We start from the raw sequence: 16,045 nt of genomic DNA, 5'->3' as shown, positions 1-16,045 counted from the left end.
GGCGAATTCTAAAGGTCATGCCGGCACCGCGCAATGCGCAAATTGACAACAAGTTTTACGCGTCGTTATAGTACGACTCTCGTTTCTAAATTGTGCGACGCTGACGACGATCATGTCCGAAGGACAACAACCGTTTTCGCTGCAGCAGATCGGGACAGGCGCTGTTCGCTTTCCCAGCGGCGCGCCGATCCCCTCCTTGAGTGACGCATCCGTCGATCCGTACTTCCGTACGCGCGTGCCCAAGGAGGTACAAGTCGAGGCAATCCTGTTCTGGCCACAGGACAAAGCGACGTTCCCCGGCATCGTACTGCTCCATGAGCGGTGGGGATTGAATGCCCAGATTAAGGACACGGCCGCTCGCCTGGCCTGCGAGGGGTACATGGTGATCGTGCCGAATTTGTACGCGCGACAGGGCGGCATGGTGACCGCGAATGCCGAAGTGGCCGATGCGTTGGCGGCTCGCATGAAAGAGCCCGACCTCTTGCAGGACATCAATTCCTGTTGTGAATTTTTGAACACGCGCGACCAGGCGAAAAAGAATCTCCATGCGGCTGTTGGCTTCGGGATTGGCGGCACGCTTGCCCTCCGGTTTGCCTGCCAGCGGAAGCGGCTACGGGCGGCCGTCGATTTCTACGGCGCCATCACTGCCCCGGATACGGTGTTAAAGGGTTTGGTCTGTCCGGTGCAGCTCCATACCGGCGAGTCAGATGCCGGCGTGACCCCGGAGCAATTGGAACGCCTTCGCCGTGCCGGGCAAGAAACCGGCAAGACGATCGAGATCCATTCGTATGCGGGCGCGCCTCATGGGTTCTGTGATGACATGCGCAAGGACATGTACCGCCCGGACGCGGCCAAGATGGCCTGGGAACGGATGCTCGCGTTTCTCTCCCGTCATCTCTCCGCTTGAGCTTTCTTGTTCGCGCTCCTCCGTCACCTTGCGATTGTCTCCATCGCTATCGCACAATGAACCATGAACTTCTCGCGAACGATTCTCGCCCTGCTTCTGCTTCTTCTTTCGAGGACGAGTGCGTTGGGTGCGCAGAGCAGTGCGCTCGATCTCGACAAGGTCCTCGAAACGTCCGATTCCGCCCTTAGTCAGGTTGATTCCGATGAGAGGGCTGCACAACTGTTCGAGCGGCAACTGCGCCAGACGCTGGGCCTCGTGTTGCCCCCAGGCGAGGGAACCAGAACGCATGGTCAGCGCGCCGCGCCACCACCTCCCTCCGCGCCGCCCCCAGAGTTCCTCGACGCCGGTCGGCAACTCACCACGGAACTTGCGGCATGGAGGCTTGCACGTTCCCTCAAGGACGCAGCAAATGCGGCCGACGAAAGAGCCATCACGTCTCTCCTTGAAAACAGCGCGAAGCAGCGGGCGTGGCTGACGGCCGATGGCCACCGGCGCGCATTGACCGACGCTTCGCGTGTCGCCGAAGCCGTCACCCTCTTCTCTGAGGGCAACGAAGAGCAAGCGTCGGTGCCGGCGGATTACGTCAGGTATCTCGAGACCGCGGTCCCGCGACTTGCCGGCGAACGTTCCTGGTTGGAGATCGGTCGAAATGAAGGGGCGGCAGGGATACAGCGACAATTGATGGCCTATTGGGAGTCGTCGGACGCCACATCTGATGCGGACAAAACGACCACGGCTTCGGCCTATTTCTACTCACGCCTGAAGCCCGTCTTTCTCGCGCAGACGTATGCGATGGCGACAACTGCCGAAGTGCAGGCGCAGCAGCGTGCGCGAGAGTTGTGGACATCGTTAAGAAGCTGGCCTGAGCGACTCCGGGAGGCACGCGCCGCCGCTCGGCTGTGCGGTACATGGAATTGGACGATCCACAACCATCAAAACCATCTCGACCATAAGAGTGTGATGGTCTTCCCTCCCGCCAATGGCCAATCGGTCGCCGGTGGGCCGGCAAAAATGATCGTGCTGGGCGACGTGGTGTATCTTAGATGGGAATTTTCGGGCGGCGTGCAGGAGGACAGCCTCTTGTTCACCGGAGAAGGGCAGCGCTTAGAAGGAAGTTTTGTCAATTCGAGCGGCGCCTGGGGATCCATTACCGGGAAACGCGTCGCGCCTTGCCCGCGTTAAGTCAGCGCCGCTGTCCCTCGCCCTTCCACACGCTCCAACCCAGCAGGCCCCAGCCAATGAGAAAGCACAGTCCGCCAAGGGGCGTCACCGCTCCCACCCAACGCACACCCGACAACGACAGCAGATACAGGCTGCCTGAAAAGAGGGCAATCCCGGAAGCGAAGGCCCAACCGGCATATCGGACGGTTGAGTGAGGAGAGCGGTCGATGATCAGCCCGACGAGCAGCAGTCCGAGCGCATGATACATCTGGTAGCGGACGGCGGTCTCGAATACGGCCAGCATATCGGCTGTGAGGATCGCTTTTAACGAATGCGCGCCGAACGCCCCGCCGGCGACCGCTAAGGCCGCAAATACCGCGCCCATCGCCCCAAACGTCCCCATTCTCACACCGCGTCGTTGTCGCGCGACTCTACGCGCAATAACGGCCAGGAGCAAGAGGATGATGCCGGCTACGGGCGGCGTTCCATTTGGTTTTGCTGAATAATTTCTCGCCGCCTCTTCTCCTTCGCGGCAAACGACCTCGCCGGTTTTCACCACGGCCGCCGGTTTACGGCCGGCGTGCGAAAAAACCCTTGCACTTCCTTGATTTCTCGTGCCTTTCTGCTATGGTTTTGTACTTGGAAAGAGATCACGCGTAGCTCGCTTCGGAGGGTTAATGGATACCGCCAAGGTGCTTCCCGATAGCGTCAAAGAACTGCACCAAAAGATCGCGCGGGACGAAGAGGTCAAGCGGATCTCCAATCAAATCCACGCCGCGAAGGACCTTGATCAAATCCTCCTGGACCTGAACCGAGAAATTCTCGGACTGTTCGATGCCGAGGAACTGAGCCTTTTTGCAATGGATCCTGAAAAGAAGGAAATCTTCTCGAAGGTGCCCCATCTCGACGGGGTGGAAGAACTGCGCCTACCGATCAGCGAGCAAAGCCTGCCCGGCTTTTCAGCCAAATATCTTCGCCCGGTGAACATCGAAGACGCGTACAACAAGACCGAGCTCTCTCGCATCCACCCCCTGCTCGCTCATGACGCGTCATGGGACAAGAAGACCGGATTCCGGACCAAACAAGTGCTGACCTATCCCATCGTAGCCGAAAACAAGTATCTGATGGGCGTGGTCCAGTTGCTCAACAAAAAGGGTGGCGGGCGTTTCACGAAACGGGATGAAGAATCGGTGGCCGAGATCGCCAAGAGCCTGGGTATCGCCTTCTTCAACCTCAGGAAACTGGCCAAGAAACCGGTCACCAAATTCGATTATCTGCTGTCGGCCGGGAAGATCACACAGCAGGAATTGGACGCGGCCATCGCGGAATCCCGAAAGGGCGTGAGCGATATCGATTCGCTGCTGATCGAAAAATATAAGATCCCCAAGTCGGACATCGGCAAATCACTGAGCCAGTTCTATCAGGTCCCGTACGTCGAGTTCGACGATCGCACCGTGATCGATCCCGAGTTGCTCCGAAACCTCAACGTCGACTATCTGAAGAAAAATTCCTGGATCCCGTTCAAGCGCAACAAGAACGTCATCGAGATTTTGATCGACGATCCGAATGATCTGGACCGTGTGCAGGACATCCAGCGGATGTTCCCCGGTCAAACGATTCGCTTCGCCGTCTGTCTCAAACGCGACATTACGCAATTCTTCCGCGTGGCGACGGGGCAGGTCGATCCGGCGCTTCCCTCCGATAGCGGATCGATCAGCGACATCCTGGGCGAGTTGGTCAACGAGGCCCAGCAGGAGCAGCAGGAAGACGCCAACATCGGCGTCGATGAGAACGACAACGTGATCGTCCGACTGGCGAACAAGGTGATCGCCGATGCGTATCGGATGGGCGTGTCGGACATCCACATCGAACCCTATGGTGACAAGCGAGAGACGGTCGTACGGTTCCGCGTTGATGGGAGTTGCTCCGAATACATGAAAATCCCCTCGATCTACCGGCGCGCGATCGTCTCCCGCATCAAGATCATGGCGAGCCTCGATATCGCGGAGCGCCGCAAACCGCAGGACGGCAAGATCAAGTTCAAGGTCGGGGGCGGGAAAGAAATCGAGCTTCGTGTAGCGACAGTGCCGACGGCCGGCTACAACGAAGACGTCGTGATGCGTATTCTGGCGGCAAGCGAACCGTTGCCGCTGGACAAGATGGGCTTTTCCGATCGCAATCTCCGCGAGCTGAAAAAAATCGCAGAAAAGCCGTACGGCATCATTCTCTGCGTCGGTCCCACCGGATCCGGTAAGACAACGACCTTGCATGCCGTGCTCGGCTACATCAATACGCCGGAGCGGAAGATCTGGACCGCCGAAGACCCGGTCGAAATCACGCAGTATGGTCTTCGTCAGGTCCAGGTGCAGCCGAAGATCGGCTTTACCTTTGCCATAGCCATGCGCGCCTTCTTGCGCGCCGATCCGGACGTCATCATGGTCGGCGAAATGCGGGATAAAGAAACGGCCGACACGGGTATTGAGGCATCACTCACCGGCCACCTCGTCTTCAGTACGCTGCACACCAACAGCGCCGTCGAGACGATCACTCGTCTTTTGGATATGGGCTGCGACTCGTTCAGCTTTGCGGACGCGATGCTCGGCGTGCTCGCCCAGCGGCTCTGCAAACGTATCTGCAGCGAGTGCAAGGAGGAATACCGGCCGAGCAAGGAAGAGTACGACGAACTCGTCGTCGGCTACGGTGAGGAGTACTGGCCGCGCCTCGGCGTCAAGCATGACGGCAGCTTCAAACTGCATCGCGGCAAGGGATGCGACGCGTGCAACCGGACCGGCTTCAAAGGGCGCCTGGCACTTCACGAGTTGCTCATCGGCACGGACAAGATGAAGCGGCTGATCCAGAACAAGGCCAAGACCGAAGAGATGCTGCACACCGCGGTCGAGGAAGGGATGACGACGCTCGTTCAGGACGGCGTAGAGAAGGTGCTGAAAGGTTTAACGACGTACAAGCAGGTCAAAGCGGTCGCGATCAAGTAACAGGACACCGTTGCGGCCTCGTGCGTTCGAGGTTAGAGGTTCGAAGTTAAACCCCATTCAGAAAGCCGGAACCTCGAACATCGCACCTCGAACTTCGAACGCTTCTAAGCCTACAGCTTCAAGAAATTCCGCAGCAGGTCCTTTCCCGCCGAGGTGAGAATCGATTCCGGATGGAATTGAACGCCTTCTACGCCAAGGGTGCGATGGCGAAGGCCCATGATCTCGCCTTCCTCGGTCTCCGCGGACACTTCCAGACAATCTGGTAGCGTCTCGCGCTTCACGATCAACGAATGGTAGCGGGTCGCCTCGAAGGGATTCGGGAGATCGCGAAAAATCGTTTTCCCATCATGGAGGATCATCGAGGTCTTGCCGTGCATGAGGCGACCTGCTCGAACCACATCCCCGCCGAAGGCAACCGCCAACGATTGGTGCCCCAAACAGACTCCGAGCATCGGGAGGCGGCCCGCGAAATGACGGATCGTGTCCACCGAAACACCGGCTTCTTTCGGCGTACAGGGACCCGGTGAAATGACGATTCGGTGCGGCCGAAGCGCCTCGATCTCGTCAATCGTGATCTTGTCGTTCCGCGCCACCTGAATGTCCTCCCCCAACTCGCCCAAATACTGGACGAGGTTGTAGGTGAACGAATCGTAATTGTCGATCATCAGGAGCATGTGATTTCGTTAATCGTGAATCGTTATTCGTAAACCGGAAAGGCTGAACTCGTTATTGGGAACCGTGACCCGTTCAGCGGGCGTCTCACGAATCACCAACAACGATGAAGGTCCGCACCCTCACGCCAATCCCCGTTCCGCCGACTCAATGGCTTTCATCATGGCGCGCGCCTTGTTGCACGTTTCGTCGTACTCGCGATCCGGTTGTGAATCTGCGACGATCCCGGCGCCGGCTTGAATGTAGGCCTTGCGGCCTTTGATCACGATCGTCCGGATATTGATGCACATGTCCATGTTTCCCGAAAAGCTGAAGTAACCGACCGCCCCGGCGTAGGGCCCACGGCGTGTCGGCTCCAGCTCCTCGATGATTTGCATCGCGCGGATCTTCGGCGCACCGGATACGGTGCCGGCCGGAAACGAGGCCTGGAGCACGTCATAGGCCGTCTTGCCGTCTTCCAATTGGCCGTTCACTTCCGAGACGAGATGCATGACGTGGGAATAGCGCTCGACCGTCATAAAGCGATCGACGCGCACGGAGCCAGGCTTCGACACGCGCCCGACATCATTCCGACCCAAATCGACGAGCATCACGTGCTCCGCACGCTCCTTCTCGTCAGCCAGCAGCTCTCGCTCCAACGCCTGATCCTGCTCTTCGGTCTCGCCCCGGCGCCTCGTCCCCGCGATCGGACGGAGCGACACGCGACCATCTTCGCACCGCACGAGCGTTTCCGGCGAGGACCCGACGAGTTCGACGCCGCCGACACGCAGGTAGTACATGTACGGTGAGGGATTGATGACGCGCAGCGCCCGGTAAATTTCAAACGGCCGGGTGGCGATCCGCGTCTCCCATCGTTGCGACACCACGGTCTGAAAGACATCGCCCGCGCGAATGTAGTCCTTCGTGTGCAGCACCATCTTTTCAAAATCCGCGCGACTCATGTTCGACGTGAAGGTCATCGGGCGCCGCCGGCGTGGCACGGTAGGTCGCCGCAACGGCCGTCGGAGCCGTTCGATCATTCCATCAATCCGCGCAATCGCATCGGTATACGCGCGCCGGATGTGCGAGGGTTTGTCCGACTCGACATGCGCATTCGCCACGACTTTGATCTTCTGGGCGACATTATCGAAAATCAGGAGCGTATCGGTGAGCAAGAACGCCATCAAAGGCAGTCCGGCATCATCTTTTCGCCGTGACCCGATGTCCTCGAAGTAACGGACCGTATCGTATCCCAAATAGCCGACAGCGCCTCCGACGAACCGGGGCAGTCCGGGAACCGAGACAGGCCGGTAACCGGCCATCAGCTCCCGCATTCGATCCAGGGGCGTTGGTCCTGACTCGTGGCTGACGGGCAGCCGCTCATGTCGGAACCCGTTTGTGATGACGATGGCATTGCGATCTTCGTGAATCACGATCGGCGAGCCGCTTCCGAGGAAGGAGTAGCGGGCCCAATTCTCACCACCCTCCACGCTCTCCAGCAAATAGGCCGACGGGCCATGGTCAATTTTCGCCAACGCGGAGACCGGGGTCTCGTAATCGGCCAGAATTTCCTGGTACAGCGGGATGAGGTTGCCGGCTCCCGCGAGCCGCTTAAACTCATCGAAGGTCAGTGAATAGGTCGCGCGGGCCATTAGCGGTATCCGACGATCAGCCTCTGTCCGACTTCGATCGTGCTGTCCCGCAGCCGGTTCCAGTCTTTGATCTGCTCGACGGGGACGTTGTACTGGCGAGCGAGCTTGAAGAGGGTATCGCCCGGTCGCACTTGATGGTAGAGGGCCTCGCCCATGTCCGTTTTCGTCTCGGGCGCCGCTTCCATCAATCCCTGATCGACCGGCTGCTCGATATCGATCTTGGGCGGCGCCGCTTTCACGGCCGGTTTCGGCCGTGCGGCTTTCTTTGATTCTTTTCTCGACTCCGTCCGGTCCAGTTCTTCCCGTGCCTTCAGCGCGGCGGCTTCCCGCAGGCCCGCATTTTCTTCTTGGACGCGGCCGAGCTGCTCGCGTACGGCTTGCAGTTGGGCGGTGAGCTCGCGATTGCGCGCGTCCAATTCCGGCACGTCGCGCTTCAATCGTTTGACTTCCGCATCCAACTCTCCGGTGCGCTTCTCCTCTTGGGCCAGCAAGCGTTGAAAATTGAGGGCGCGGCTCTTCTCCGCCTCGTACTGCTCACGCATGACGCACCCGGACAACAACACCATCATGCATCCGAGGATCCCGACCGTACGGACCATCACCGTCATCATCTCACCAGTCATCAGCCCCGACCTCCACCCTTCTCACTATGAGAAGAGGGAGTCGTTCAGGATAGTGCGAGGATAGAAAGAAAGTCAAAGCCCCACGCGCGTTTGACCCCCTCCCGACCCCTGTGTTACGTTTCGCTCATGATGCCGTCACGCGACAAACGGCCGCAGGAACCGGCGGCAGACGGGCCCACCCGCACGATGAACATCCAGGGGATCTCGCTACGCCTGGCGCAGCCGATCACGCTCGAGCAGGAATGGATCGGCGCGAAGGAGATCCTCACCCAACTGTTGGCCTGCTGGCTCGTCGTCGATGATAAAGACCTTCCGCTGTCTCCTCGGATTACCGGACCGCCGGGGATCGGCAAGACGACGCTCGCCATGTCCGGCGCTCGCGAGCGAAAACAGGACCTCTACATCTTTCAATGTACGGCCGATACGCGTCCGGAAGATCTGCTGATCACACCGGTTCTTGCCGAATCGGGCACGATCGCATATCACGCGTCGCCGCTGGTGTCCGCCATGCTGACCGGCGGCGTCTGTGTGCTGGACGAGGGCAACCGGATGAACGAGAAGAGCTGGGCATCCCTGGCCTCCCTGCTCGACCACCGACGCTGCATCGAATCGATCGTCGCCGGCATATTGGTGAGTGCCCATCCCGACTTCAGGTCCTGCGTCACGATGAACGAAGATGCATCGACGTACGAAGTGCCCGACTACATCCTCTCCCGCCTGCAACCGACGTTGGCCGTCGGGTATCCCAATCGGGAGGACGAGTTGGCCATTCTCCGGTACCATTTGCCGTTTGCGCCGGCCGAGATGCTGGCGATGACCGTCGAGTTTTTGCAGCAAGCGCACCAGCTCAACCTGGACTTCTCGGTACGAGATGGCTTGCACGTGCTTCGGTACGCGTTGAAACGGTTGTCGCAAAACGCGCGCCATCCCCTCTCCACCGACACCGCGTGGCGAGAGGCGGTCACCAAGGTCTTAGGCGACGAAGCACTGGATCTGAACGCGCTCTCACGGCGGCGGAGCCGCGCACTCGGCAATCAACGACTGCCCCAGGGTCTCGGCGATTTCTTCTTCGAGGACGACGACCCGCTCCACCCCGATAAATAATAGAGAGGGCATGACCTCGATCGACGACGCCGTCCTTCGCCTCTCCTCGCGGATCGATCTTTTGCCGATCTTGCATGGCAGCGGCGACGTGGCGCAGGAAGTCCGTGAGCGTCTCATCGCCCGCCCCTACGACTGTCTCGCCGTCCCGTTACCGCCCTCGCTTGAAGCGTCCGTTGAAGCCGCCGTCGACGAGCTGCCGCGCGTGAGTGTCGTCATCTCGTCGGAGCCTGACGACGGCTCTCCGTTCGTGAACTTTGTCCCCATAGACCCCTGCCAACCGGTCATCATGGGGATTCGGGCGGCGATGGGTGAGGGAATTGCGCGGGCCTACGTGGATCGAGAGGTCGTTCGCTTCGAGCCGACACCGTTCACGCCGCCGGACCCGTACGCGCTCAAGCAATTATCGCTGCCGGCCTTCGCCTCGGCGTTGATTCCTTCGATACCGCCACCTGAGTCGGAGCAGCAGCGCAAGCGCATCGCATGGATGGCGTTTCGTCTTCACGAATTGGAACTGGAGTACGAGCGCATCTTATGCCTGTGCCCGATCGCCGATTGGCCCTGGATGCGAGTAGCCTACCGACAACGCACCCCTTACGCTCCGCCCGCGGTACCCTATGCTCGGCCTGGCCGGTACGCGGTCCAGCCCGACACGTTGTATTTCGTGCTCGGCGAGCTTCCGTTCATCACCGAGCAATACGAACGGCTCCGGGCCGAATTGCGATCAGACCGCCATGCCGCGATCGACGGCATCAAGCTCCTGCTGTTGGAGACCCGGGCACAATGGCTCGCCCGCTACGACGCCAAGCCTGATTCGGTCCCGAATTGGGTCACGCCCCATTTGCTCAAGCTGTACTTGCAATATGTCCGCAATCTCGCGTTGATTCAGCGTCGCTTGACGCCGGATCTGTACAGTCTCGTCCTGGCAGCCAAGCAGATGGCGGGCGACGAGTTCGCGATCCAATTGCTGGAAACGGCCAAGCGCTACACGTTTCAACAGGACGGAGACGCCGACATCGAGGGCGTGGTGTCTGCTGGTGTCGGCAAGCTGCAGTTGCCCGGCGGCGAAGTCATCAACGCCAAGAACCGGCTGCAGGGCCCGCCGCTCACCTGGCGCTCGTTATCGCTACGGCCGAAGCCGGCGCCGGCAAAGAGCCGCCGCTGGGCGCTCCAGTGGAACCCCTTTCGCCAGTGCTCCTGGCCGCCCGAAGACCAGCGGATCGAGAGCTTCACCCGCCATGTGAGGGAGCAGGCCAAAGCGCTGCTCGGGGCGGACCTGGCCCGCGTCGAAAAGTTCACGACGTCCGTGAAGGACGGCATCGATCTACGTGAAAGCTTGCGCCATTGGCATCGCCTACCTCGGGCCGGTTCAAGCAAATCAACCCTGGCGGCCCGCGGGCCCGCGAAGCCCGAGATCTATGTCAAAGAAATCCCACCGACGCGTGGGAAGGTCGACACGGTCGTATTTCTCTTCGACACGCCGGCTGATCCATTGGTGTACTCGTGGCAGGCGACGTGGTATGCCGAGCACGAGGAAGAATCGACGCTTTGCTTTTACGCCACGCCGTTCCAGCAGGGGATGGTAGGGCCGGGTATCGGTCAGTCACGCTACGGCGGGGCCTCGTTTCTCTTTCCACCACGACGGATTCCCAATATCTGGGAAGATCAGACGCTGGCCTTCACCGAAACGCTCGAAGAACGTCTTATTGCGGGAGCCGCTCGGGCGTCGCTCGAGCGCCACATCGTCCTCGTCTCGCCCATTCCGGCACGAGCGCGGTGGCGTCGAATCGCGCGGGACTTCGATCGTCAGCTCATTGTCATTCCGTTGAGCCGGTTTTCCGGCCAGACGATCGACCGGCTTCGGCGGTTTCACGTCCTCAACGGCCATGAGATCAGAAGTTATGCGGCGCACTTCATCCACGAATAACACCCGCCGCGTGCCAGGTGCGACGAAGCCGGCCACGGGTCTTGAGCGATGACAGACGGACCCGCGCCTCCATTGAGCCAAGCTAACGCCGAACAGCGCATTCAGGCACTCCGCGAGCAGATTCGCCGCCACGACTACCTCTACTATGTGAAAAGCCGGCCGGAGATCTCGGACGAGGAGTACGACAAGCTCTTCCACGAGCTCACCGAGCTTGAAGCCGCCCACCCCGAGCTGATCACGCCGGACTCCCCAACGCAGCGCGTCGGCGGTGTGCCGCTCTCAGAACTCAAGAAGGTGACCCATGAGCGGCCCATGCTCAGCTTGGATTCGATCATGAAGGCCGAGGACGTGCGTGCATTCGATGCCCGTGTCCGGCGTGAGTTGAGCCGCGAGCTGGATCGGCCGATGGACGAGGTGAAGATCCAGTACACGGCCGAGCCGAAATTCGATGGCCTCTCCGTCGAGCTCGTGTATGACGAAGGCCGATTCGTGCGCGGGGCGACGCGCGGTGACGGCGTCATGGGTGAGGAGGTGACGGCGAATCTGCGTACGCTCCGTTCGCTGCCTCTCCAGTTGCACGCCGGCCGGACTCCGCCCCGGCACCTTGTGGTGCGCGGCGAGGTGTACATGAGGCTGGACGACTTCCAGGCACTCAACCGGCGGATCACCGAACGCGGCGAGGAGCCATTCGCCAATCCCCGCAACGCGTCGTCCGGGTCGCTCCGCCAGTTGGACTCCCGCATCACCGCCGAGCGTCCCCTTGTCATCACGTGCTATGAAATCATGGGAGGCAGTGGATCGCTGCCGGCCACGCACTGGGAAGAGCTGGACTTGCTCGCCGGATTCGGATTGCCTGTCCCGACTCAGCGCCGGCGATGCGATTCCATCGACGAAGTCATCGCGTTCCATGCAGAACTGGCGGCGCAGCGCGAGCAGTTGCCGTTCGAGATCGACGGCGTGGTCGTGAAATTGGACCGCCGCGACTGGCAAGGGACATTGGGTGAGCGGTCTCGCAGCCCCCGCTGGGCCATTGCGTACAAATTCCCGGCACGCCGGGAAGTGACGCAGGTTCAAGATATCGTCGTGTCCGTGGGGCGCACGGGGACGCTCACGCCGATCGCGCTTCTGAAACCGGTCGACGTCGGGGGCGTGACCATCAGCCGCGCCACGCTCCACAACGCCGATGAGGTGGCTCGTAAAGACGTGCGGGTCGGCGACACCGTACGTATCGAACGAGCGGGTGATGTCATCCCGGCGGTGACCGAGCGGATTTCTGTCCCTGGCCAGCACCGTGCTGACCCATTTCAGATGCCCGATCACTGCCCCGTCTGCGGCTCCGCGGTGGCGCGCGAAGGGGCGTACCATTACTGCACCGGCCAAGCGGCGTGTCCTGCACAACTGAAAGGTGCGCTGGAGCACTTCGCCTCCAAAAACGCCCTCAACATCGTCGGGCTGGGCAAGAAGACCGCCGCGCAATTAGTCGAGACCGGGCTTGTCAAAACGTTGGCCGATGTCTTCGCATTGAAGAAAAAGGACGTGCTGGAGTTGGAAGGATTCGCCGATCGCTCGGCGACACTCTTCATGGAGGCCATCGAACGCAGCAAACACGTGTCGCTGGACCGCTTTCTCTATGGACTCGGCATTCGCCAGGTCGGTGAACACGTGGCCCGAATCCTCGCGCGACGGTTCGGGACGCTCGAGGCTGTCATGGCGGCCGACCGCGAGACCTTCGACAGCGTGCATGAGATCGGCCCTGAAATCGCCTTCAGTCTGGAATCCTTCTTCGGCGAACCACACAATCGCCAGGTGATCGAGCGCATGCGCGCCTTGGGTCTGACGCTCGTGACCGATCAGCCCGGGGACTCCTCCCAACGAACGTTGGAAGGCAAGACCTTTGTCTTCACCGGGAGCTTGACGCAGCTGACTCGCGACGAAGCCAAGCGCCGTGTCGAGGCGCGCGGAGCCCGTGTGACGTCCAGTGTGAGTAAGCAGACGGACTTCGTCGTCGTTGGCGCCGATCCAGGCTCGAAGTTCGACGACGCGAAACGCCTCGGTGTCCGCACGCTCACCGAACCCGAATTTCTCTCACTCCTCGACCAGGCTTGACAACGCCGCCCGAGGGTGGGACAGTGTCCGCGACTCTGTAGTTTTGCCTACCCTAAGGCTGCCGAATGACAGCACGACCGCCTCGACAGCTACCCCTGGGCGGGACATCCCTTGTCACCGCGGTCGTCCTCGTAGCCTGCCTCGCCCTGCTGACTTTCGCCGAATATCGAATCACGAGTCGCACGTTGACCGCCGAATGGGAGCAGAAGGCCGTCGAGTCCGGGCGGTTGATATCGATCGCGGTTCAGCCGTTCCTCGATGGGAAAGACCGGTCGGCGCTCAACCGGGTCATTGCACGCGTCGCGGCGGCACAGGCAGTGAAATCGGTTACGATCGTGAATGCACAGGGCATCATCGTCGCTGATTCGAACAATCAAGGCGTCGGCGCCCACGTTGATCTCCATCTGGATCGCTTGCGGCAAGCACTCGATCGCGATCGCCGAGACATTACCTGGGTCGAAACCCATGAAGGCGCCTGCATCCGGTTCCTTTTGAGCGTTATCACGCCGAACGGTGTAGGCCCCGGACTGGAGCATCCACCGCAAGGCGCCGTCCTCGTTGGCTTCGATCTCGGAGCCCTTGATGCCATCATGCGCTCCCAGCTGGTTCACCTCGCTCTCGTGAATATGAGCATCTTCACGGGTCTGCTCCTCCTCGGCTGGCTGGTCATCCAACGCGGTTTGATCCATTCCTTTTCCATGCAGCCCGATCCAGTGTCTGCCACCGCGAATGGGTCCACACGTACGATCCGCGCGCGCCTCGATCAGGTCTACGCCTCGATTCCGATCGGCCTGATGTACATCGCCTCCGATTTCACGATCGAGCGTGTGAGCCAATCCCTGGCGCTCCTCCACGGGCGGTCCGTCGAAGAGCACGTCGGCAAAGCGCTACCGTCGGTATTGCCTTCCGAGCGGTGGGCCAAACTGCGGCCGATCATCGAGCAGGTTGTCAATACCCGTAAAGCTGCGCAGGGGGTTGAGGAGATGATTCCCGATCCACAGGCTCCCGATCGGATGCGTTGCCTGCTGTCCGGTTACTATCCTGACGTCGCGCCCGATGGGACCGTCCACGGGATTCATATCGTGACGCTCGATATCACCGCCGAGAAACAAGCGCTTCAGGAACGCGAGCGCGACTTGAAGGAATTGATGGCCAAGAACCGGGAGCTGGACCAGATGGCCATCCGCGACCCGTTGACCGGACTCTACAACCGGCGCTTCTTTGATGAAGCGCTCACCCGCGAATGGCAGCAGTTCCAGCGGAGCGGGGAAGCCTTCACCGTGATCATCATGGATGTGGATGCGTTCAAGGCCATCAACGACGACTTCGGCCACGAGGCCGGTGATCGAGGTCTGCAGCAGGTCGCGGCGACGCTCAAGGCAAATTTGCGCGAGAGTGACCTGATCGCGCGCGTGGGCGGGGATGAATTTGCGGCCTTGTTGCCGCGGACCGACGCGGATCAAAGCCAGCAGGTGGCCGAGAAGCTGAGCGGCATCTTGCGGACGCTCGCGCTTTCTACGGCGAGCGGTGACATCCCGATGTCCTTGAGTCTCGGCGCGGCGACCGTGCCCGGCTTCCCGCCGGTCTCCTCCGCAGCCGAACTGCTGCGGGTGGCGGATAAGCGGATGTATGAGGCGAAGCGGTTGGCGTCAATTCGGCGAGCCGACGCCGGCTGAATCGGGCGCCGTGGCTTTCTCTTCCTTGAAGATCTGTACGCTCTTGATCGATTTGTGGTCGGCCTCATGCACGACCAGTCGACAGTTGCCGAGACGAAGCTCCTCGCCCACGGCCGGAATGCGACCCAACTGCTCCTGAATCAACCCGCTGATCGTCAACGGCTCATCGCCGAGGTCGACCTTGAGAAAATCGTTGATGCGCCGGACCTCGGTGCGACCGTGCACGAGGATGTGGTTTTTCCCGATCCGCTTGATCAATTCCTCCGAGATGTCCGTTTCATCCATGATCTCCCCGACGACTTCCTCCAGCAGGTCTTCCAACGTCACGAGCCCCATGACGCCGCCAAATTCGTTGACGACGATCGCCATGTGCCGCTTCTCACGCTGAAACTGCTTCATAAGGTCGTCAGCCGGTTTGGTCCCGGGTACGAACAGCGCGGGGGTTGCCAGTTCTTTGAGCCGGGTGTCGCACCGGCCCTTGGCGAGCTCGATCAGCGCTTTGTCGCGATACAAAATTCCGGTGATGTTATCGAGCGTCCCCTCGTAGACCGGAATCCGTGAATACTTCGAGCGGAAGAGCTGCTCCTGCACCTCTTTTAGACGGAAATTCCCGTCCAGCGCGAACACGTAGATGCGCGGCGTCATCGCGTCTTCCGCGGTGATGTCGTTGAGCTGGAAGACGTTCTTGATCATTTTCACTTCTTCCGTCTCGATCATCCCGGCTTTGCCGCCTTCATCGAGCATGATCTTCACTTCTTCTTCGGACACGAACGGCACCGCCACGCCTTTGCCCCCGGTCAGCGTATTGATGATCGGCTCCAGGATAAACAGCACCGGCTTCATGATCTGTTGGATCGCATACATGGGATAGGCCAAGGCCAAGACGACGGACAGCGCGTGCTTGGCCGCCAACGTCTTCGGCACGATGTCGCCGAAGATCAGGAGCGCAAACGTCAGGATGCCGATGACGACCGCGAGCGCTTCGGAGCCGAACAGACGTAGCACGAGGATCGTCGCGAACGAAGCCGCGCCCGTATCGACGAGCCGATCGCCGATCATGATGATCGAGAGGAGGCGCTGGGGGTGCGCGCGCAGGTGCAGGACCATGGCGGCGCGCTTCCCCCCGGCTTCCGCAAGTGCCCGCAGCCGCATCTCGTTGACCGAAAAGAACCCGATCTCTGCCGCGGAAATAACAGCGGACAGTACGATCAGGCTCAGCAGGATCAGTGCATCCATTTATGAGAGGAG

12 protein-coding genes are annotated in these 16,045 nt (G+C 60.5%); 7 read left to right on the top strand and 5 right to left on the bottom strand.

Translation table 11 applies throughout. The features are described 5' to 3' along the window. The first annotated feature begins 112 nt into the window (after positions 1-112). Positions 113-907: a dienelactone hydrolase family protein gene (locus AC1U7K_RS10210; protein ID WP_480251127.1), complete on the top strand. Its 795-nt coding sequence runs from the start codon at positions 113-115 to the stop codon at positions 905-907. Positions 908-970: 63 nt separating this feature from the next. Continuing rightward, positions 971-2,089: a hypothetical protein gene (locus AC1U7K_RS10205; RefSeq protein WP_480251126.1), complete on the top strand. Its 1,119-nt coding sequence runs from the start codon at positions 971-973 to the stop codon at positions 2,087-2,089. Position 2,090: 1 nt separating this feature from the next. Here AC1U7K_RS10205 and AC1U7K_RS10200 read toward each other — a convergent pair whose 3' ends face one another. Further along, complete coding sequence (locus tag AC1U7K_RS10200; protein WP_480251124.1) at positions 2,091-2,624, bottom strand: DUF423 domain-containing protein; 534 nt, start codon at positions 2,622-2,624, stop codon at positions 2,091-2,093. A gap of 121 nt (positions 2,625-2,745) precedes the next feature. Here AC1U7K_RS10200 and AC1U7K_RS10195 point away from each other — a divergent pair, with 121 nt between their 5' ends. Continuing rightward, a complete protein-coding gene (locus AC1U7K_RS10195; protein ID WP_480251122.1) occupies positions 2,746-5,061 on the top strand; it encodes an ATPase, T2SS/T4P/T4SS family in 2,316 nt (771 codons plus the stop codon). A gap of 110 nt (positions 5,062-5,171) precedes the next feature. Here AC1U7K_RS10195 and pabA read toward each other — a convergent pair whose 3' ends face one another. The 3 genes from pabA to AC1U7K_RS10180 form a co-directional block, all read right to left on the bottom strand. Then, positions 5,172-5,735 (bottom strand): aminodeoxychorismate/anthranilate synthase component II, encoded by a 564-nt coding sequence (gene pabA, locus AC1U7K_RS10190; RefSeq protein WP_480251121.1) that lies wholly within the window; start codon positions 5,733-5,735, stop codon positions 5,172-5,174. A 120-nt stretch (positions 5,736-5,855) separates the two neighbouring features. Then, entirely contained in the window at positions 5,856-7,364 is a 1,509-nt protein-coding gene (gene trpE, locus AC1U7K_RS10185) for an anthranilate synthase component I (protein ID WP_480251120.1), read from the bottom strand. Continuing rightward, positions 7,364-7,987 (bottom strand): LysM peptidoglycan-binding domain-containing protein, encoded by a 624-nt coding sequence (locus AC1U7K_RS10180; RefSeq protein WP_480251119.1) that lies wholly within the window; start codon positions 7,985-7,987, stop codon positions 7,364-7,366. The genes trpE and AC1U7K_RS10180 overlap by 1 nt, the downstream gene beginning before the upstream one ends. 126 nt (positions 7,988-8,113) lie before the next feature. On the opposite strand from AC1U7K_RS10180, the gene AC1U7K_RS10175 reads away from it, so the two are divergent. The 4 genes from AC1U7K_RS10175 (at position 8,114) to AC1U7K_RS10160 (ending at position 14,797) form a co-directional block, all read left to right on the top strand. After that, a complete protein-coding gene (locus AC1U7K_RS10175; RefSeq protein WP_480251118.1) occupies positions 8,114-9,091 on the top strand; it encodes an AAA family ATPase in 978 nt (325 codons plus the stop codon). A gap of 10 nt (positions 9,092-9,101) precedes the next feature. After that, entirely contained in the window at positions 9,102-11,015 is a 1,914-nt protein-coding gene (locus AC1U7K_RS10170; RefSeq protein ID WP_480251116.1) for a hypothetical protein, read from the top strand. A 48-nt stretch (positions 11,016-11,063) separates the two neighbouring features. Next, positions 11,064-13,121: an NAD-dependent DNA ligase LigA gene (gene ligA, locus AC1U7K_RS10165; RefSeq protein ID WP_480251115.1), complete on the top strand. Its 2,058-nt coding sequence runs from the start codon at positions 11,064-11,066 to the stop codon at positions 13,119-13,121. A 65-nt stretch (positions 13,122-13,186) separates the two neighbouring features. Next, the gene (locus AC1U7K_RS10160; protein ID WP_480251114.1) at positions 13,187-14,797 is read left to right on the top strand and encodes a sensor domain-containing diguanylate cyclase; all 1,611 of its coding nucleotides are present in this window, start codon (positions 13,187-13,189) and stop codon (positions 14,795-14,797) included. On the opposite strand, the gene AC1U7K_RS10155 is transcribed toward AC1U7K_RS10160, so the two are convergent. After that, entirely contained in the window at positions 14,771-16,033 is a 1,263-nt protein-coding gene (locus AC1U7K_RS10155; RefSeq protein ID WP_480251113.1) for a hemolysin family protein, read from the bottom strand. The genes AC1U7K_RS10160 and AC1U7K_RS10155 overlap by 27 nt on opposite strands. Between the last annotated feature and the right edge of the window lie 12 nt (positions 16,034-16,045).

This window comes from Nitrospira sp. Vd2 (genome assembly GCF_979581665.1).
Note: the sequence above shows the minus strand (reverse complement) of the source record. Positions and strands in the feature narration are given on the sequence as shown.

Coding starts and splice junctions, on each gene's coding strand:
- AC1U7K_RS10210 (WP_480251127.1), top strand. CDS start 113: ATGTCCGAAGGACAACAACCGTTTTCGCTGCAGCAGATCGGGACAGGC.
- AC1U7K_RS10205 (WP_480251126.1), top strand. CDS start 971: ATGAACTTCTCGCGAACGATTCTCGCCCTGCTTCTGCTTCTTCTTTCG.
- AC1U7K_RS10195 (WP_480251122.1), top strand. CDS start 2,746: ATGGATACCGCCAAGGTGCTTCCCGATAGCGTCAAAGAACTGCACCAA.
- pabA (WP_480251121.1), bottom strand. CDS start 5,735: ATGCTCCTGATGATCGACAATTACGATTCGTTCACCTACAACCTCGTC.
- trpE (WP_480251120.1), bottom strand. CDS start 7,364: ATGGCCCGCGCGACCTATTCACTGACCTTCGATGAGTTTAAGCGGCTC.
- AC1U7K_RS10180 (WP_480251119.1), bottom strand. CDS start 7,987: ATGACTGGTGAGATGATGACGGTGATGGTCCGTACGGTCGGGATCCTC.
- AC1U7K_RS10175 (WP_480251118.1), top strand. CDS start 8,114: ATGATGCCGTCACGCGACAAACGGCCGCAGGAACCGGCGGCAGACGGG.
- AC1U7K_RS10170 (WP_480251116.1), top strand. CDS start 9,102: ATGACCTCGATCGACGACGCCGTCCTTCGCCTCTCCTCGCGGATCGAT.
- ligA (WP_480251115.1), top strand. CDS start 11,064: ATGACAGACGGACCCGCGCCTCCATTGAGCCAAGCTAACGCCGAACAG.
- AC1U7K_RS10160 (WP_480251114.1), top strand. CDS start 13,187: ATGACAGCACGACCGCCTCGACAGCTACCCCTGGGCGGGACATCCCTT.
- AC1U7K_RS10155 (WP_480251113.1), bottom strand. CDS start 16,033: ATGGATGCACTGATCCTGCTGAGCCTGATCGTACTGTCCGCTGTTATT.